The following is a 19514-nucleotide window of genomic DNA, read 5'->3' on the forward strand; positions in this document are numbered from 1 at the left end:
TTGAACATGGGATTGTTAGTGGATGGCCGCTGGCAGGACAAGTGGTACGAAAGCAGCAAAGACGGCGCTTTCCAGCGTGAACAGGCGCAGCGTCGCAACTGGTTGACCGCTGACGGCAAGCCGGGACCGACCGGCGTCGGTGGTTTTGCGGCCGAACCCGGGCGCTATCACCTGTACGTGTCCCTGGCCTGTCCGTGGGCCCATCGCACACTGATCCTGCGCAAACTAAAAGGCCTCGAAAACCTGATCGACGTTTCGGTGGTCAGTTGGTTGATGCTGGAAAACGGCTGGACCTTCGACCAGCACCTGGGGTCGACCGGCGACAAGCTCGACCACTTCGACTTCATGCACCAGCGCTACACCGCCGACACTGCCGACTACACCGGTCGCGTCACCGTACCGGTACTGTGGGACCAACGGCTCAAACGCATCGTCAACAATGAATCATCGGAAATTATCCGCATGTTCAATGGTGCCTTCGACGATTTGACCGGTAACGACCTGGACTTCTACCCGGCGCCGCTACGCGCAGAGATCGATGCGCTGAACGAGCGGATTTATCCGGCGGTGAACAATGGCGTGTACCGCGCCGGGTTTGCCACGTCGCAACAGGCTTATGAAGAAGCGTTCGATGAGTTGTTTGCCGAGCTGGACCGACTGGAGCTGCTGCTGGGCGCCAACCGCTATCTGGCGGGCGAGTACCTGACCGAAGCGGACATCCGCCTGTTCACCACGCTGATTCGCTTCGATGCGGTGTACTACGGGCACTTCAAGTGCAACCTGCGGCGGATTGCGGATTATCCGAACCTGTCGAACTGGCTGCGGGAGATTTACCAGTGGTCGGGGATTGCCGAGACCGTCGACTTCACCCACATCAAAAACCACTACTATGCCAGCCACCGCACCATCAACCCGACGGGTGTGGTGCCGAAAGGGCCGGCGCAGGACTTCACCGCGCCCCATGATCGGGAGCGGTTGAGTGGGAAAGGGGTTTGGCGCAGAGCTTGAGATTTGTATAGGTTTTGAAGGCCCCATCGCGAGCAAGCTCGCTCCCACAATTGATTTGTGTCGTTCACAAATCCCCTGTGGGAGCGAGCTTGCTCGCGATGAGGGCAACTCGGTCTCAGACCTGCGCCTGAGCCCCTTCGAACCACGCCAGTTTCTCGCGAAGTTGCACCACTTCACCCACGATCACCAAGGTCGGCGCATGCACTTCATGCTCTGCCACCAGTCGTGGCAGGTCCGTCAGGGTGCCGGTAAACACCCGCTGATTGACCGTGGTGCCCTGCTGGATCAGCGCCGCCGGGGTATCGGCGGCGCGACCATGCTTGATCAACTGCTCGCAGATGATCGGCAGGCCCACCAGCCCCATGTAGAACACCAGGGTTTGCGCTGGGGCGACCAGATCGGCCCATGGCAAATCGCTGGAGCCGTCCTTGAGGTGGCCGGTAATGAAACGCACCGACTGCGCGTAATCGCGGTGTGTCAGCGGAATCCCGGCATAGGCCGCGCAACCGCTGGCTGCCGTGATCCCCGGCACGACCTGGAACGGGATGCCATGGGCCGCCAGTTCTTCGATCTCCTCGCCACCACGACCGAAGATGAACGGATCGCCGCCCTTCAATCGCACCACACGCTTGCCTTGCTTGGCCAGATCCACCAATTGCTGGTTGATTTGATCCTGCGGCACCGCGTGATCGGCTCGGCGCTTGCCGACGTAAACCCGCTCGGCGTCGCGACGGCACAGTTCGAGAATCGCCGGTGCCACCAAACGATCGTACAGCACCACGTCAGCTTGCTGCATCAGACGCAATGCCTTGAACGTCAGCAGGTCGGGATCACCTGGCCCTGCACCCACCAGATAGACTTCACCGGTCGCCACTGGCGCCTCACCATCGATTTTCGCCTGGAGCAACCGCTCGGCTTCACCGCCCTGCCCAGCCAGTTGCCGATCGGCAACCGGGCCCTGGAAAACATCTTCCCAGAACGCCCGACGCTGCTGCACATCCGGAAACAGGCCTTTGACCTGATGACGGAATCGCGCAGCCAGCCCGGCCAATTGACCGTAGGTAGAAGGAATCCAGGTTTCGATCTTGGCGCGAATCAAACGTGCCAGCACCGGCGCATCGCCGCCGCTGGACACCGCGATGATCAGCGGAGAACGGTCGACGATCGCCGGGAAGATCACGCTGCACAGGGCTGGCGCGTCCACCACGTTGACCGGCACGCAACGCCGATGGGCATCGGCGGAGACTTGTGCGTTCAGCGTTTCGTCGTCGGTGGCGGCAATGATCAACCCGCAACCGTCCAGATCCGCCTCGGCGTAGCCACGCAACAGGCACTCGCCACCGCTGCCGGCAACCAGTTCGCGCAATTGCGCTTCGATTTCAGGTGCAACCACCCGCAGTAGCGCACCGGCATCGGCCAGCAGGCGGGATTTGCGCAAGGCAATCTCCCCCCCGCCGACGACCAACACACGACTGCCGCGAAGGTTGTGAAACAGCGGCAGATAGTTCATTTAGCCGATGACCTCAAGGCCACCCATGTAGGGCTTGAGGACTTCAGGTACACGGATGGAACCGTCGGCCTGCTGATAGTTCTCGAGCACCGCGACCAGGGTACGGCCCACCGCCAGACCGGAGCCGTTCAGGGTGTGTACCAGTTCCGGCTTGCCGGTTTCCGGGTTGCGGAAACGCGCTTGCATGCGGCGGGCCTGGAAGTCGCCGCAGTTGGAGCACGACGAGATTTCGCGGTACTTGTCCTGGCTCGGGATCCACACTTCCAGGTCGTAGGTCTTGACCGCGCTGAAGCCCATGTCGCCGGTGCACAGCGCCAGGGTGCGGTAAGGCAGTTCCAGCAATTGCAGGACTTTCTCGGCGTTGGCGGTCAGGCCTTCCAGCGCTTCCATGGATTTCGATGGCTCGACGATCTGCACCATTTCAACCTTGTCGAACTGGTGCTGGCGGATCATGCCGCGGGTGTCGCGGCCCGATGCGCCGGCTTCGCTACGGAAGCACGGCGTGTGGGCGACGAACTTGATCGGCAGCAGTTTCGAATCGACGATTTCGCCGGCGACGATGTTGGTCAGCGACACTTCGGCGGTCGGGATCAAGTACAGGTCGGCTTCGCCTTCGCGCGCGATCTTGAACAGGTCTTCTTCGAACTTCGGCAGCTGGCCGGTGCCTTGCAGCGCCGGGGCCTGGACCAGATAAGGCGTGTAGGCCTCTTCGTAGCCGTGCTCGGTGACGTGCAGGTTGATCATGAACTGCGCCAGGGCGCGGTGCAGACGGGCAATCGGGCCGCGCAGCAGGGCGAAACGGGCGCCGGACAGCTTGGCGGCGGTTTCGAAGTCCAGCCAGCCGAACTTCTCGCCCAGGGCGACGTGGTCCTGAACCGGGAAATCGAAGGCAGTCGGGGTGCCCCAGCGGCGCACTTCGACGTTGCCGTCTTCGTCTTCGCCGACCGGCACCGATTCGTGCGGCAGGTTGGGGATACCCAGCAGAATCGAGTCCAGATCGGTCTGGATCGCGTCCAGTTCGACTTTACCCGCGCTCAATTCGCCCGCCATGCGCTCGACGTCCGCCATCAGCGGCGCGATGTCTTCGCCGCGCTGCTTGGCCTGACCGATGGATTTGGAGCGCGCATTACGTTCAGCCTGCAGTGCTTCGGTGCGGGTCTGGACGGTCTTGCGCTGTTCTTCCAGCGCTTCGATGCGCGCAACATCCAGGGTATAGCCACGGGATGCCAGGCGGTCCGCTACGTCCTGAAGGTTGCTACGTAACAGTTTGGAATCGAGCATGTCGGTTTCTCGTTTATCAAAGTTTGGTCAAGGACAGGCCGGCCCAGGTGGCAAGCAGCCCGCCGAATACGCTGAGCGCCGCATAGCCCAGGGCTAGCGGCACTTGCCCACTTTCCAGCAAGCGCACCGTATCCAGTGAAAAGGATGAAAAAGTCGTCAGCCCCCCGAGGAAGCCAACGATCAACCCGGCACGCACCTCGATGGGCACCTCCGGGCGTATCAAAAACAGACCGTATAGAACGCCGATCAGCAAACAGCCCACGATATTAACGGCCAGCGTCGCGGTATAGAAGTGCCGCGGCCAATTCGCGTTGATCCAGTTGCCCGTGGCGAAGCGCAACAACGTGCCGGCCATCCCGCCGACGGAAACCGCAACGATCAAGGGAAGCACTATTTTCTCCGCTGCCTTGGGCTTAAACGGTCGAGTTTCGCCAGGTGATTGAGTTTTTCGCCGATCTTCAACTCCAGGCCACGGGGCACGGGCTGATAGAACGGGATCGGGTCGAGTTCTTCCGGGAAATAGTCTTCGCCAGCGGCATAGGCGTCCGGCTCGTCGTGGGCATAACGGTATTCATCGCCGTAGCCCAATTGTTTCATAAGCTTGGTCGGCGCGTTGCGCAGGTGCAGCGGTACCTCCAGCGAACCGTGCTCGGCGGCGGCGCGCAATGCCGTCTTGAAGCCCATGTACACCGCGTTGCTCTTTGGCGCGCAGGCCAGATAGGTGATCGCCTGAGCTACTGCCAGCTCGCCTTCGGGGCTGCCGAGGCGCTCCTGCACCTCCCAGGCCGCCAGGCACAGGCTGAGGGCGCGGGGATCGGCATTGCCGATATCTTCGCTGGCCATGCGCACCACGCGCCGGGCCAGGTACAAGGGGTCGCAACCGCCGTCGATCATCCGCGCAAACCAGTACAGCGCGCCGTCGGGGTTGGAGCCGCGCACCGACTTATGCAGGGCGGAAATCTGGTCGTAGAACGCTTCGCCGCCCTTGTCGAACCGTCGGCGGGTGTCACCGAGCAGGCTTTGCAGCAGGTCGGTGCCCATCTCGCTGTTGTCTTCGGCCAGATCCGAGGCGTTTTCCAGCAGATTCAGCAGGCGCCGGCCATCGCCATCGGCGGCGGACAGCAGCATCTGGAAGCCTTCGTCGCTGAGGGTCAGGTTGCGCTTGCCAAGCCCACGCTCCTCGGTCAGCGCACGGTGGACCAGCTTGCGCAGAGCCGCTTCGTCGAGGCTCTTGAGCACATAGACCCGAGCCCGCGAGAGCAAAGCGTTGTTCAATTCAAACGAGGGGTTCTCGGTGGTGGCGCCGATGAAAATCAGCGTGCCGTCTTCGACATAGGGCAGGAACGCATCCTGCTGGGACTTGTTGAAACGGTGCACTTCATCGACGAACAGGATGGTGCGCTTGCCGTATTGCCCGGCTTGCTGCCTGGCGATTTCCACCGCCTGACGGATTTCCTTCACGCCGGCGAGCACCGCCGACACCGTTTCGAAGTGCGCATCCGAGACTTCCGCGAGCAATCGCGCCAGCGTGGTCTTGCCCACGCCCGGCGGCCCCCAGAAAATCATCGAATGCAGAGCACCCTGCTCCAGCGCTTCGCGCAAGGGCTTGCCGCGAGCGAGCACGTGTTCCTGACCGACGTACTCGTCCAGATTGGTCGCGCGCAAACGGGCGGCCAGGGGCTGGGCGATGGGAGCGCTGCGAAACAGATCCATGGCTACTTGTGAAACCTCACTGGGCCTGATGCCAATCAACACAATTCCTGTGGGAGCGAGCTCGCTCGCGATGGTCTTCAACGATAACGCTGGCAACCTGACACCCAGCGGCGCGCTCAGATTCATCGCGAGCGAGCTCGCTCCTACAGAGGTCCGGCGTTTTATTCCTGGATGACGTCCGCGCCCTTGGGAATATCGAACTTGAACTTGGACGCAGGGATCGGCTCGTTGGCCTTCACGCCGGTGAACAGGATATTGGTGCGCTGGCCGACACTGTCGATCAGTTGCATATCATTGACCAGACCGTTGCGGAACGACAGGCGCAGGCTGTCGAACAGGGTGTCCTTGGTTTTGGGCTTCAAGGTGAAGTCAATCACGCCGCCGGCTTCCTTGGCACTGATGTCAAAGCTCTGGCTGATCTTGGACACGTCACCGGACAACAGCAAGGCCGGGGTCTGGGTCAGGCGCTGGTCAAGGTTCTTGATGGTGGCCTGTTCCAGGTCCGGGTCCCACAAGGTGACTTTCTTGCCATCGGAGATCATGGTCTGTTCGGCGGGCGCATCGGTGTGCCAATAGAACAGGCCCGGACGCTGCAGGGACATCTCGCCGGCGGTTTCCTGCAATTGGGTGCCCGTGCCATCAAGGGTCAGTTGCGAGAAACGTGCGGTCAGGGTCTGGGATTTTTCCAGCAGTTGGGTCAGGCGCGCCACGTCCTTGTCATCGGCGTTAACCTGGAGCGTGGTCAAGGCCAGTACCGGCAGCAACAGCATGCGGATCAGACGCATGGGAGTCCTCATAACATTCGTGGGAGTGCGGGCGGCGCAAAATGCGCCCCCCTTTCATACTCGGGTCAGTCGCGCACCGGCCCCGGGGCCAGGACTTCACGCGAACCGTTGGTGTTCATGGACGTCACGACCCCGGCCATTTCCATGGCTTCGATCATGCGCGCAGCGCGGTTGTAACCGATCTTCAGCTTGCGCTGAACCGCGGAAATAGAGGCACGACGGCTTTCCAGCACGAACTGGACCGCTTCGTCGTACAGCGCATCGGCCTCGGGATCATCACCGTCGCCGCCACCGCTGCTGCCTTCAAAGCCGCTGCCCGCCTCTTCGACGCCATTGAGGATGTCATCGTTGTATTCCGGCGCACCCCGCAGTTTCCAGGCTTCCACCACACGGTGAACCTCATCGTCGGACACGAAAGCACCGTGAACTCGAATTGGCAGGCTAGTACCCGGCGGCATGTAGAGCATGTCACCATGGCCCAGCAGTTGTTCGGCACCGCCCTGGTCGATGATGGTCCGCGAGTCGATCTTGCTCGAGACCTGGAACGCCATGCGGGTCGGAATGTTGGCCTTGATCAGACCGGTGATCACATCCACCGACGGACGCTGGGTCGCAAGGATCAAGTGGATACCGGCTGCACGAGCCTTTTGCGCGATACGGGCGATCAGTTCTTCAACCTTCTTGCCGACGATCATCATCATGTCGGCGAATTCGTCGACTACGACCACGATGGTCGGCAGTTTCTGCAGCAGTGGCGCTTCGTCGTGGATGCTTTCACGCTTGTACAGCGGATCACTCAACGGCTCGCCGGCGTCCTGGGCTTCCTTGACCTTGGCGTTGAAGCCCGACAGGTTTCGCACACCCATTTTGGCCATCAACTTGTAGCGTCGCTCCATCTCGGCAACGCTCCAGCGCAGGGCGTTGGCGGCGTCCTTCATGTCGGTGACAACCGGGCACAGCAGGTGCGGAATGCCTTCGTAGATCGACAGTTCCAGCATTTTCGGGTCGATCATGATCAGCTTGGCGTCTTCCGGGCCAGACTTGAACAGGATCGACAGGATCATCGCGTTCACACCCACCGACTTACCGGAACCGGTGGTACCGGCGACCAGCAAGTGCGGCATCTTCGCGAGGTCAGTGATGACCGGCTTGCCGCCGATGTCATGACCCAGGGCCAGGGTGACCGGGGATTTGAAGTTGTCGTACTCCGGAGTCGACAACACCTCGGAGAAACGCACGATCTGCCGATCTTCGTTGGGAATCTCGATACCGACCGTGGTCTTGCCCGGAATCACTTCCACCACGCGCACACTGGTCACGGCCAGGGAACGGGCCAGGTCTTTGGCCAGGTTGGAGATTCGGCTGACTTTTACCCCGGCGGCCGGCTGGATTTCGTAACGGGTGATCACCGGGCCCGGGTGGATCGAATCCACTGCGACTTCAACGCCGAATTCCTTGAGCTTGATTTCCAGCAAGTGGCCAACCGCAGCCAGGGATTCAGGCGAGTAATTGAGTTGTTTCTTTTCCGCCGGATCGAGAATCGAAATCGGCGGCAAGGTGCCTTCCACGGCGCTGTCGACGAACAGCGGCGCCTGCTTCTCTTTCTCGACGCGTTTGCTCGGTGCGGCGGGCTTTGGCGGCGCGGGCGCAATCACCGGCGGCACCTGTTTCTCGCGCTCGGACATGTGCTTGCTCAGGGCTTGCTCACGTTCGATCAGGCGTTCCTTGACCTTGGCCTGCTCGCGCTTGTCGGTGACGGTCGGCGCAACCACTTCATCCATACGGTCGTCGACTTCACGCAACTGGGCAACCAGCTGTTTGCGCTCGATACGGGCCGCCCACCAGCGATTGGCGGCGCCCTGGAAAAGCTCGAACAGGTCGAGGGTGATCTTGCCGGTGATGTCCATCACCTTGAACCACGACAGGTCGGTAAACACGGTCAGGCCAAACAGGAACAAGGCAATGAACAACAGCGTGCTGCCCTGGATATTCAGGGCGTTCCTGGCCAGTTCGCCGAGGCTTTCCCCCAGCGCACCGCCGGCACCGGCCGGCAGACCGGTCGCGGCATGAAAATGGATATGGGCCAGCGCAGCCCCCGACAGCACCAGGAATACCAGGCCAATCAGGCGCCAGGAGAACAGCCACCCGCTCCACTGCCACGGTTCGTGACGCTGGCGGAAGATCTGGTACGCCTTGATGGCCAGCAGCAACGGGAAGATGTAGGCGAAGTAACCCAGCACCATGAACAGGATATCGGCGCTGTAGGAGCCCGCTGGCCCGCCGAAGTTCTGCACGTCGTCGATCTTGCTGTTATGACTCCAGCCCGGATCATCCTTGCCATAGGTCAACAAGGCCATCATCAGGAACAGGCACAAGGCACCGATGGCGATCAGCGCACCTTCCTTGAGTCGGTAGTGCAAGTGCTGGCGCCAGAGCGGCACGACGGCTGGTTTAGGTGCTGCGGTGGATTTCTTCAAAACGCTTCTTTTCCTGCGCCAATGGCGCGTCCATCTGGTGAATGTCTATAAAAACCGCGAAAAAACTGCCCAATCCAGGCAGGTAATAAAGTTAACACGTGTAACCGGGACTACTTTTAACACTGCACTCCGGTTTTTATAAACACGGCGCACACTGAATATATGTAACACGCAAGGCATTGTACGGGTTTGTGCGCACGACGCCATGCTTGAGACCCTTGGATGCAGCATAGTCAACAGCACATGACATGCCATTCAATTTGAGCATGCATTCTCTTTGGTGACAAAGGCTTATGAGGTGTTTTTTATGAGCGAAGCGAAGCATTCCCGCCTGATTATCCTGGGCTCCGGCCCTGCCGGTTACAGCGCGGCAGTTTATGCCGCCCGCGCCAACCTCAAGCCGGTCGTCATTACCGGCATCCAGGCAGGTGGCCAGCTCACCACCACCGTCGAAGTGGATAACTGGCCAGGCGACGTTGAAGGCCTGACCGGACCGGTGCTGATGGATCGCATGCAAAAACACGCCGAACGCTTTGCCACCGAGATCGTTTACGACCACATCCATACCGCCAAGTTGCAACAACGACCGTTCGAGCTGATCGGTGACGGCGGCACCTACACCTGCGACGCCTTGATCATTGCCACCGGTGCCTCCGCGCAATACCTGGGCCTGCCGTCGGAAGAAGCGTTCGCCGGCAAAGGAGTTTCGGCGTGCGCGACCTGTGATGGATTTTTCTATCGCAATCAAGTGGTTGCTGTGGTCGGCGGAGGCAACACAGCGGTCGAGGAAGCCTTGTACCTGTCGAACATCGCCAAAGAAGTGCACCTGGTCCATCGGCGCGACAAACTGCGCGCGGAGAAAATCCTCCAGGACAAACTCTTCGAAAGAGCCGCCAACGGCAATGTCCGCCTGCACTGGAACCAAAACCTGGACGAAGTGCTCGGCGATGCCAGCGGCGTGACCGGTGCCCGCCTGCGGGACAGTCACACGGGTGAAACCCGGGAGCTGTCGCTGGCCGGGGTGTTTATCGCCATCGGCCATAAACCCAACACCGACTTGTTCACAGGCCAACTGGAAATGCGCAACGGGTATCTGCTGGTCAAGAGTGGCAGCGAAGGCGATGCCACCGCTACGGCGATTGCAGGTGTGTTTGCCGCCGGTGACGTGGCCGACCACGTTTATCGCCAGGCCGTTACATCTGCCGGTGCCGGTTGCATGGCGGCGCTGGACGCTGAAAAATACCTGGACGACATTCCAACCGTTTGAAGGCAAACTTTATGGCGGGCCAACACCCGCCACTGCCCTCCCCTTCTGCAAGCCCGGATGCCATGCTGACTTGGTTACAACGCAATACCTTGCATTTCCCCCCACTGGAAAAGGCCATGCGTGACCCCAACGGGCTGCTGGCTGCCGGTGGCGATCTGTCCGCCGATCGGCTGATCTCGGCTTATCGCCACGGCTGCTTCCCCTGGTTTTCCGAGGGCCAGCCAATCCTCTGGTGGTCTCCGGATCCGCGTACCGTGCTGTTTCCCGACGAATTGCACGTCTCGCGCAGCCTGAACAAACTGCTACGCCAGCAACGCTATCAAGTGACCTTTGACCAGGACTTCGCCGCCGTCATCCGCGCCTGTGCCGCGCCCCGGGATTACGCCGACGGCACCTGGATCACCGAGGCCATGCAGGACGCCTACATCGAATTGCACAGGCGCGGTCACGCGCACTCGGTGGAAGTGTGGGACGCAGACGAACTGGTGGGCGGGCTCTACGGCCTGGCGATGGGCCAGCTGTTTTTCGGAGAGTCCATGTTCAGCCTCGCGGACAACGCCTCGAAATTCGGCTTTGCCACACTGGTGCGGCATCTGAAAGACTCGGGTTTTGTACTGATCGATTGCCAGATGCCCACCGATCACCTGCACAGTCTCGGAGCCCGCGCGATACCCCGCCATGAGTTTGCCAATTATCTGGCCAGGCATCTGGACCAGCCCAATCGCGCTAGCTGGGTTTGCTGAGCGACTTTTGCGCAGGTGGCTTACACTTATTCAAAAGCATTATCCCGAGGGTTGATCATGACCGAGTTGGCGCGATTGAAGTTCTATGCCACTCAGCCGCACTCTTGCAGTTATCTGCCGGAGGAGCAGGCCACAACCCTGTTCCTCGATCCTAGCCAGCCCATGGATGTGCATGTCTATGCAGACCTGTCGGAGATGGGGTTTCGTCGCAGTGGCGATCATCTCTATCGGCCGCATTGCCAGAACTGCAATGCTTGCGTTCCGGCGCGCATTCCCGTGGGACAGTTCACGCCCAACCGGCAACAAAAACGCATTTTCAAGCGCAACGTGGATTTGCAGGTACGTCCAGCCAAGCCCGGCTTCAACGAAGAATACTTCGACCTTTACCAGCGCTATATCGAACAGCGGCACGCCGATGGCGACATGTACCCGCCGAGTCGCGACCAATTTTCGACATTCCTGGTGCGAGACCTGCCGTTTTCAAGATTTTATGAATTTCGCCTGAATGGCCGGCTGCTGGCCGTCGCCGTCACCGATTTACTGCCGAACGGTCTTTCGGCGGTCTACACCTTCTACGAACCCGCCGAAGAGCGCCGCAGCCTTGGGCGCTATGCGATCCTGTGGCAAATCGCCGAAGCCAGGCGGCTGGGGCTGGATGCGGTCTACCTCGGCTACTGGATCAAAAACTGCAAAAAAATGAACTACAAGACTCAATATCGCCCTATTGAGTTGCTGATTAATCAGCGCTGGGTGGTTCTAAACTAGAGCAGACCCTAAACCCCTTGGCTTAAACCCCATTTTTCGGGCACAATGCACGCCGCTTTTGCCTGGCGCAGTTGCACCGGGCCATTCATTGGACACCGAGGGCTTTACTGCATGTCGAAAGAAGACAGCTTCGAAATGGAAGGCACTGTCGTCGACACCCTGCCCAACACCATGTTTCGTGTGGAGTTGGAAAATGGGCACGTCGTAACCGCGCACATCTCCGGCAAGATGCGCAAGAACTACATCCGTATTCTTACCGGCGACAAAGTGCGCGTAGAGCTGACTCCTTATGACTTGAGCAAAGGGCGCATTACTTACCGCGCTCGATAAGGTAGGAGCGAGCTTGCTCGCGAAAAACCTGAGGGCACCGCGTCAAGTCAGAGTCCCCGCATCATCATTGACGAACATCGCGAGCTAGCTCGCTCCTACAGAGATAGGGCTCACTCGCCAAGCAAGTCAATACAAAACGCCCGGCATATGCCGGGCGTTTTTGTTTGTCTGTAATTTACCTCCCCCCCCTGTAGGAGCGAGCCTGCTCGCGAAAAACCCGAGGGCGCCACGTGAAACCAGACTTCCCGCGTCATCGTTAACGACCATCGCGAGCAGGCTCGCTCCTACAGACAGCGGATATGCCGATCAACAGACAGCAAAAAGGCGCCTTTCGGCGCCTTTTTGTTTTGCTTTGAACGTCAGGCCATCTCGGCCGTGGTCTCGAACTCGAAGGTCAGTTCCCCGTCCTTGATGTCGATGTGTACCACACCGCCATGCTCGGCCAGTTCGCCAAAGAGAATCTCCTCCGCCAGCGGACGCTTGATCTTGTCCTGGATCAGGCGAGCCATTGGGCGAGCCCCCATCGCCGCGTCATAACCACCTTCGGCCAGCCAGTTACGGGCCGCATCGGTGACTTCCAGCAACACTCGCTTGTCTTCCAGTTGCGCCTGAAGCTCGGTAAGGAACTTGTCCACCACGCTCTTGATAACCTCATGACTGAGGCGACCAAACTGGATGATGGTGTCCAGACGGTTGCGGAATTCCGGCGTGAAGCTCTTCTTGATCACTTCCATCGCATCAGATGAGTGATCCTGATAGGTGAAACCGATCGAAGCGCGGGCTGCAGTCTCGGCACCGGCGTTGGTCGTCATGATGACGATCACGTTACGGAAATCCGCTTTGCGCCCGTTGTTATCGGTCAACGTACCGTGGTCCATGACCTGCAACAGCAGGTTGAAGACTTCCGGATGCGCCTTCTCGATTTCATCGAGCAACAACACGCAGTGTGGCTGCTTGGTAATCGCTTCGGTGAGCAGACCGCCCTGATCGAACCCGACATAACCAGGAGGCGCACCGATCAGACGCGATACGGTGTGACGCTCCATGTACTCGGACATGTCGAAACGAATCAGCTCGACACCCAAGGCCTTGGCCAACTGACGCGCCGCTTCGGTTTTACCGACACCGGTAGGCCCTGCGAACAGGAACGAACCGACAGGCTTGTCAGGGGACTTGAGGCCGGCACGGGACAACTTGATCGCGGTTGCCAACGAATCGATCGCGGCGTCCTGACCGAACACGGTCAGCTTCAGGTCACGTTCGAGGTTACGCAGCAGCTCCTTGTCGGAACTGGTGACGTGTTTTGGCGGAATGCGCGCGATTTTCGCGACAATGTCCTCGACTTGCGGCACTTCGATGCGCTTCACACGCTTCTCGACCGGTTGCAGGCGCTGATAAGCACCCGCTTCGTCGATGACATCAATGGCCTTGTCCGGCATATGACGGTCGTTGATGTAACGCGAGGCCAGTTCGGCAGCGGCGCGCAGGGCCTCATCACTGTATTCGATATTGTGATGGCTTTCGAAACGTCCCTTCAGGCCGCGCAGAATGCCAATGGTATCTTCCACCGAAGGCTCCGACACATCGACCTTCTGGAAGCGCCGGGCCAAGGCACGGTCCTTCTCGAAAATGCCGCGGAATTCCTGGAAGGTGGTTGATCCAATGCAACGGATATCACCCGAGGACAGCAGCGGCTTGAGCAGGTTCGAGGCATCCATGACGCCACCGGACGCGGCACCCGCACCAATGATGGTGTGGATCTCGTCGATGAACAGGATCGCCTGCGGACGTTTTTTCAGCTCATTGAGCAACGCCTTGAAGCGTTTCTCGAAATCGCCACGGTATTTGGTCCCGGCCAGCAACGCGCCGAGATCAAGAGAGTAAACCACGCTATTGGCCAACAGGTCCGGCACCTGGTCGTCGACAATGCGCTTGGCCAGACCTTCGGCAATCGCGGTTTTACCCACGCCCGCCTCGCCCACCAGCAGCGGATTGTTTTTGCGCCGACGCGCCAGGATCTGCGCAACGCGCTCGACTTCCAGCTCACGCCCCACCAGCGGATCGATGCGACCCTGGCGCGCGAGTTCGTTGAGGTTGCTGGCATAAGCATCCAGAGGATTGCCTGAGGAAGAAGACTCACCGCCCTCGTCGTCCTGCATATCTTGCTCACCTTCAGAGTGATCGCCATGCCCCGGCACTTTGGAAATGCCATGGGCGATGTAGTTGACGACATCTATACGGGCAACGCTCTGCTGTTTCAGCAGGAACACTGCCTGACTCTCTTGCTCACTGAAGATCGCGACCAGCACGTTGGCGCCAGTCACTTCGCGCTTGCCCGAGCTCTGTACGTGAAACACAGCACGTTGCAGTACACGCTGGAAGCCCAGGGTTGGCTGGGTTTCACGATCCTCGTCATGAACAGGGATCAATGGCGTGGTGGAGTCGATGAACTCCTGCAGGTCATGCTTGAGTTTGTCGAGGTTTGCGCCGCACGCACGCAGAACGGTGGCGGCAGCCTCATTGTCCAATAGGGCCAGCAAGAGGTGCTCGACGGTCATGAACTCATGACGCTTCGAACGAGCTTCCTTGAAGGCAAGATTGAGGGTGACTTCGAGCTCGCGGTTTAACATAGCTTCACCTCATACCCAAGTGGTCGGCGATTAACCGTCCTTCTCGATTTCACAGAGTAGCGGATGCTGGCTTTCCCTGGCGTACTGGTTGACCTGCATGGCCTTGGTCTCGGCGATGTCGCGGGTAAACACTCCACATACTGCCCGTCCTTCCGTGTGGACGGCCAGCATGACCTTGGTCGCCAGCTCGCGATTCAGGTTAAAAAACACCTCGAGCACTTCGACGACGAAATCCATCGGTGTGTAGTCATCATTGAACAAAACCACCTTGTACATCGGCGGCGCCTGTAGTGCAGGCTTTGCCTCCTGAACAGCAATGCCTGTGGAATCGTCGTCGTGTAAATCAGGGTGATCCTGATTGAATGTTAGTCGAATCTGGCTGATTGCATGCATGGAAAGAAAGGTTCGTCAGTGGTTCAAATACAGTGGTGGGGGCGGCTATCAGCGTTTTCAACTCCGACTGCCTGGTCAGCTTGACTATCGGCAAAACGGTGTTACAACCAATAGAGCCCACAGTGGGTAAAAAAGGTCCGCGGAGTCAATCTTATTTACAGATTCGACTGCGGATGTACTGGATGATACTCCAGTGATGGAGTCTGTTGCAGAGGGAGTTGGGTATGTCAGGCGGCAAGGTCAGCGGCAAGGTCAAATGGTTCAACAATGCCAAGGGTTACGGTTTCATCATTGAGGACGGCAAGACAGAAGACCTGTTTGCCCACTACTCCGCCATCCAGATGGAAGGTTATAAAACCCTGAAAGCCGGGCAAGCTGTCGCATTCGACATCATCCAGGGCCCCAAAGGCTTACACGCGGTCAACATCGGCAACCCGGTGGACGCTTCACAAGCGGCGCCATCCGCCCAGCAACAGACCGCTACAGTGTAAGTCCGCACCGTCATTGCGCCATAAAAAAACCGCCTGACTCATCTACTTGAATCAGGCGATTTTTGTGTGCCTGCGTTTTCTTACATGTGCGAGATCAGCGCATCACCGAAGCCGGAAGACGACACCAGTTTCGCGCCTTCCATCAGACGCTCGAAGTCATAGGTCACGGTCTTGGCGGAAATCGCGCCGTTGGTGCCCTTGATGATCAGGTCGGCCGCTTCGGTCCAGCCCATGTGGCGCAGCATCATTTCAGCCGACAGGATCAACGAACCCGGATTGACCTGGTCCTTGCCTGCGTACTTCGGTGCCGTACCGTGGGTGGCTTCGAACATGGCCACGGTGTCGGACAGGTTGGCGCCGGGTGCAATACCGATACCACCCACTTCCGCCGCCAGAGCGTCGGAGAGGTAGTCGCCGTTCAGGTTCAGGGTTGCGATCACATCGTACTCGGCCGGGCGCAGCAGGATCTGCTGGAGCATGGCGTCGGCGATGGCATCCTTGACGACAACGTTCTTGCCGGATTTCGGGTTCTTGAACTGCATCCACGGACCACCGTCGAGCAGGGTCGCGCCGAACTCTTCAGCTGCCACTTCGTAGGCCCATTCCTTGAAGGCACCTTCGGTGAACTTCATGATGTTGCCTTTGTGCACGATGGTCAGCGAATCGCGATCGTTGTCGACCACATATTGCAGGGCCTTGCGCGCCAGACGCTTGGTGCCTTGCAGGGACACCGGCTTGACGCCGATACCGCAGTTCTCGTCAAAACGGATCTTGGTAACGCCCATTTCTTCTTTCAGGAACTTGATGACCTTGGTGGCTTCCGGCGTACCGGCCTTCCACTCGATGCCCGCATAGATGTCTTCGGAGTTCTCGCGGAAGATGGTCATGTCGACATCGCCTGGCTTCTTGACCGGGCTAGGCACGCCTTCAAACCAGCGCACCGGGCGCAGGCAGACGTACAGGTCGAGCTGCTGACGCAGGGCCACGTTCAGGGAACGGATGCCACCACCGACCGGAGTGGTCAGCGGGCCCTTGATGGAAACCACGTAATCCTTGACCGCATCCAGGGTTTCCTGAGGCAGCCAGGTGTCCTGATCGTAAACCTGAGTCGCTTTCTCCCCGGCGTACACTTCCATCCAGGAAATCTTGCGCTCGCCACCGTAGGCCTTCTTAACAGCAGCATCGACAACCTTGATCATGACCGGGCTGATGTCGACACCAATGCCGTCACCTTCGATGAAGGGGATGATCGGGTTATTAGGAACATTGAGAGAATGGTCTGCATTGACGGTGATTTTGTCGCCGACGGCTGGAACCTGAATCTTCTTGTAACCCATGCTGAACTCCATTGATTGGATTGAACATCTGGCTTGGTTCGAGCGTAACCCAGTTGAATCGGCGCGCAAACCCTATGTTCCATCGATCTGGCGCAAAGCCTTGCAACTCGCGCGCTACAAGCCTGAAATCAAAGGGAAAAGCGCCAAACTCAAGCACGACGAATGACCATACGCCCTGCTCGCCCCTGCGACCTTTAGACCAATGGACGACATTCGTTGCATATGAACCATCGGCAGATTGCCAGCTACCTATGTATAATGCCGCCCGCTGACCACAGGGTCACGACGGCTGAAGTGCTCTACGATGAGACTTTCCGCCTGGCAGTCCGGCCTGTTATCGCAGTCCGGCTACTTGACGCCCTACTGATGCACCCAACATCACAGCAACGAAACCTCGATATTCGGCTCATGGATGACTTTGAACGAACGCGCTTACCCGGCGCCCTCGAGTTTCTGCGCACGCTTTAGCAAAGAAGAGAGAGTTAATCCGAATATGCCCACCCGCTCGAAGATCATCTATACCTTCACCGACGAAGCTCCTGCCCTCGCCACCTATTCACTGTTGCCTATCGTAGAGGCGTTCACCGCCTCGGCTGATATCGCCGTTGAAACCCGCGATATCTCTCTTGCAGGGCGCATCCTGGCCAGCTTCCCCGAGCAACTGGGTGACAAAGCCGTAGCCGACCACCTCGCCGAACTGGGCGCCCTGGCCGTTACGCCTGAAGCCAACATCATCAAATTGCCGAACATCAGTGCCTCGGTTCCGCAACTGCAAGCCGCGATCAAAGAGCTGCAGGCCCAGGGCTACGCACTGCCGGACTACCCGGAAACCGTGACCTGCGACGCCGACAAGGAAGCCAAGGCGCGTTACGACAAGATCAAGGGCAGCGCCGTGAACCCGGTCCTGCGCGAAGGCAACTCCGACCGCCGCGCGCCGTTGTCGGTCAAGAACTACGCACGCAAGCACCCGCACAAAATGGGCGCCTGGGCCAAGGACTCCAAGTCCCACATCGCGCACATGAGCAACGGCGATTTCTACGGCAGCGAAAAAGCCGCCCTGATCGACGCCGCTGACACCGTGAAAATCGAGCTGATCGCCCAAGACGGTACCGCTACCGTCCTGAAAGAAAAGACCAGCGTACAAGCCGGTGAGATCCTCGATTGCGCGGTACTGAGCAAAAACGCCCTGCGCAACTTCATCGCGGCTGAAATCGAAGACGCCAAGGCACAAGGCGTGCTGCTGTCGGTTCACTTGAAAGCCACCATGATGAAGGTCTCCGACCCGATCATGTTCGGCCAGATCGTTGCCGAGTTCTATAAAGACGCACTGGCCAAGCACGCTGACGTGCTGGCACAGATCGGCTTCAACCTGAACAACGGCATCGGCGACCTGTACGCTCGTATCAAGGCATTGCCTGCCGAGCAGCAAGCGCAGATCGAAGCTGACATCCAGGCGGTCTACGCCGTTCGCCCTTCCCTGGCGATGGTCAACTCCGACAAAGGCATCACCAACCTGCACGTGCCGAGCGACGTGATCGTCGACGCCTCGATGCCGGCCATGATCCGTGACTCCGGCAAGATGTGGGGCACCGACGGCCAGTTGCACGACACCAAAGCCGTGATCCCGGACCGTTGCTACGCCACCATTTACCAGGCTGTAATCGAAGATTGCAAAGCCAACGGTGCGTTCGATCCGACCACCATGGGCAGCGTGCCGAACGTTGGCCTGATGGCCAAGAAAGCCGAAGAGTACGGCTCTCACGACAAGACTTTCCAGATCAAGGCTGACGGCGTTGTTCGCGTCACCGACAGCAAGGGCAACCTGCTGATGGAACAGGCTGTTGAAGCCGGCGACATCTTCCGCATGTGCCAGACCAAAGACGCGCCGATCCAGGACTGGGTCAAACTGGCCGTCAATCGTGCTCGCGCCAGCAGCACCCCGGCGATCTTCTGGCTGGACCCGATGCGCGCCCACGACGGCGTAGTGATCGAGAAAGTTCAGGCTTACCTGAAGGATCACGACACTGCCGGCCTGGACATCCAGATCATGGCCCCGGTCGACGCGATGAAGTACACCCTGCAGCGCACCCGCGCAGGCAAAGACACCATCTCGGTAACGGGCAACGTACTGCGCGACTACCTGACCGACCTGTTCCCGATCATGGAACTGGGCACCAGCGCCAAGATGCTGTCGATCGTGCCGCTGATGAACGGCGGTGGCCTCTTCGAAACCGGCGCCGGCGGTTCGGCTCCGAAGCACGTTCAGCAACTGCTGGAAGAAAACTTCCTGCGCTGGGATTCGCTGGGTGAATTCCTGGCCCTGGCCGCGTCCCTGGAACACCTGGGCGTGACCTACAACAACCCCAAGGCGCTGGTTCTGGCCAAGACCCTGGACCAGGCCACTGGCCAGTTCCTGGACAACAACAAGTCGCCATCGCGCAAAGTCGGCAACATCGACAACCGCGGCAGCCACTTCTACCTGGCGCTGTACTGGGCTCAAGCCCTGGCTGCCCAGACCGAAGACACTGCACTGCAAGCGCAGTTCGCGACCCTGGCCAAGACCCTGACCGAGAACGAGGCGACCATCGTTGCCGAACTCAACGCCGTTCAGGGCAAGCCGGTGGATATTGGCGGTTACTACCACGCCGACGCCGAGCTGATCAGCAAGGCCATGCGCCCAAGCGCAACCTTCAACGCGGCTGTCGCTGCGCTGGTTTAAGGTTGTAAGGGAACATCACAAACCCCGGCCAAGTGCCGGGGTTTGTGCTTTCCGAACCTCACACA

17 protein-coding genes are annotated in these 19514 nt (G+C 59.3%); 8 read left to right on the top strand and 9 right to left on the bottom strand.

Annotation, left to right across the window (positions count from 1 at the left end):
• The first annotated feature begins 6 nt into the window (after nt 1-6).
• The gene (locus tag AC3WTM_RS18235) at nt 7-1008 is read left to right on the top strand and encodes a glutathione S-transferase family protein (protein WP_102670527.1); all 1002 of its coding nucleotides are present in this window, start codon (nt 7-9) and stop codon (nt 1006-1008) included.
• Between the two features lie 115 nt (nt 1009-1123).
• Here AC3WTM_RS18235 and cysG read toward each other — a convergent pair whose 3' ends face one another.
• From cysG to AC3WTM_RS18265, 6 genes are all read right to left on the bottom strand, one after another.
• Nucleotides 1124-2518: a siroheme synthase CysG gene (cysG, locus tag AC3WTM_RS18240; RefSeq protein WP_102670528.1), complete on the bottom strand. Its 1395-nt coding sequence runs from the start codon at nt 2516-2518 to the stop codon at nt 1124-1126.
• The gene (gene serS / locus AC3WTM_RS18245; RefSeq protein WP_057714175.1) at nt 2519-3799 is read right to left on the bottom strand and encodes a serine--tRNA ligase; all 1281 of its coding nucleotides are present in this window, start codon (nt 3797-3799) and stop codon (nt 2519-2521) included.
• Nucleotides 3800-3815: 16 nt separating this feature from the next.
• Nucleotides 3816-4190: a fluoride efflux transporter CrcB gene (gene crcB / locus AC3WTM_RS18250; RefSeq protein WP_056723806.1), complete on the bottom strand. Its 375-nt coding sequence runs from the start codon at nt 4188-4190 to the stop codon at nt 3816-3818.
• Nucleotides 4190-5512 (bottom strand): replication-associated recombination protein A, encoded by a 1323-nt coding sequence (locus AC3WTM_RS18255; protein WP_102670529.1) that lies wholly within the window; start codon nt 5510-5512, stop codon nt 4190-4192. Before AC3WTM_RS18255 ends, crcB begins: the two co-directional genes overlap by 1 nt.
• 161 nt (nt 5513-5673) lie before the next feature.
• Nucleotides 5674-6297 carry an outer membrane lipoprotein periplasmic chaperone LolA gene (lolA, locus tag AC3WTM_RS18260; protein WP_102670530.1) on the bottom strand — a complete coding sequence of 208 codons (624 nt, stop codon included), beginning with the start codon at nt 6295-6297 and terminating at the stop codon, nt 5674-5676.
• 65 nt (nt 6298-6362) lie between these two features.
• On the bottom strand, nt 6363-8774 hold the full coding sequence (locus AC3WTM_RS18265) for a DNA translocase FtsK (RefSeq protein ID WP_102670531.1): 2412 nt from the start codon (nt 8772-8774) through the stop codon (nt 6363-6365).
• 307 nt (nt 8775-9081) lie between these two features.
• Between AC3WTM_RS18265 and trxB the strand changes: the two genes are divergently transcribed.
• The 4 genes from trxB to infA all read left to right on the top strand — a co-directional run bounded on the left by trxB (nt 9082) and on the right by infA (nt 11879).
• On the top strand, nt 9082-10041 hold the full coding sequence (gene trxB, locus AC3WTM_RS18270) for a thioredoxin-disulfide reductase (protein ID WP_102670532.1): 960 nt from the start codon (nt 9082-9084) through the stop codon (nt 10039-10041).
• Nucleotides 10042-10103: 62 nt separating this feature from the next.
• Nucleotides 10104-10784 (top strand): leucyl/phenylalanyl-tRNA--protein transferase, encoded by a 681-nt coding sequence (gene aat / locus AC3WTM_RS18275; protein ID WP_102670533.1) that lies wholly within the window; start codon nt 10104-10106, stop codon nt 10782-10784.
• Nucleotides 10785-10841: 57 nt separating this feature from the next.
• The gene (locus AC3WTM_RS18280) at nt 10842-11549 is read left to right on the top strand and encodes an arginyltransferase (RefSeq protein WP_102670534.1); all 708 of its coding nucleotides are present in this window, start codon (nt 10842-10844) and stop codon (nt 11547-11549) included.
• Nucleotides 11550-11660: 111 nt separating this feature from the next.
• Nucleotides 11661-11879, top strand: coding sequence for a translation initiation factor IF-1 (gene infA / locus AC3WTM_RS18285; RefSeq protein ID WP_002553999.1), 219 nt, complete (start codon nt 11661-11663; stop codon nt 11877-11879).
• A gap of 359 nt (nt 11880-12238) precedes the next feature.
• Here infA and clpA read toward each other — a convergent pair whose 3' ends face one another.
• Nucleotides 12239-14509 carry an ATP-dependent Clp protease ATP-binding subunit ClpA gene (clpA, locus tag AC3WTM_RS18290; RefSeq protein ID WP_057714168.1) on the bottom strand — a complete coding sequence of 757 codons (2271 nt, stop codon included), beginning with the start codon at nt 14507-14509 and terminating at the stop codon, nt 12239-12241.
• A 30-nt stretch (nt 14510-14539) separates the two neighbouring features.
• Nucleotides 14540-14902 (bottom strand): ATP-dependent Clp protease adapter ClpS, encoded by a 363-nt coding sequence (gene clpS, locus AC3WTM_RS18295; RefSeq protein WP_033052565.1) that lies wholly within the window; start codon nt 14900-14902, stop codon nt 14540-14542.
• 224 nt (nt 14903-15126) lie between these two features.
• Between clpS and cspD the strand changes: the two genes are divergently transcribed.
• Nucleotides 15127-15393 (top strand): cold shock domain-containing protein CspD, encoded by a 267-nt coding sequence (cspD, locus tag AC3WTM_RS18300; protein WP_102670535.1) that lies wholly within the window; start codon nt 15127-15129, stop codon nt 15391-15393.
• Between the two features lie 80 nt (nt 15394-15473).
• Here cspD and icd read toward each other — a convergent pair whose 3' ends face one another.
• Nucleotides 15474-16730: an NADP-dependent isocitrate dehydrogenase gene (gene icd, locus AC3WTM_RS18305; protein ID WP_102670536.1), complete on the bottom strand. Its 1257-nt coding sequence runs from the start codon at nt 16728-16730 to the stop codon at nt 15474-15476.
• Between icd and AC3WTM_RS18310 the strand changes: the two genes are divergently transcribed.
• Nucleotides 16729-16896: a hypothetical protein gene (locus AC3WTM_RS18310; RefSeq protein WP_173677924.1), complete on the top strand. Its 168-nt coding sequence runs from the start codon at nt 16729-16731 to the stop codon at nt 16894-16896. The two genes, icd and AC3WTM_RS18310, sit on opposite strands and share 2 nt — an antisense overlap.
• A 327-nt stretch (nt 16897-17223) precedes the next feature.
• Nucleotides 17224-19449, top strand: a complete 2226-nt coding sequence (locus AC3WTM_RS18315) for an NADP-dependent isocitrate dehydrogenase (RefSeq protein WP_102670538.1) — start codon at nt 17224-17226, stop codon at nt 19447-19449.
• Nucleotides 19450-19514: the final 65 nt, after the last annotated feature.

It is taken from the genome of Pseudomonas sp. EU05-FHT14B02, assembly GCF_058791055.1.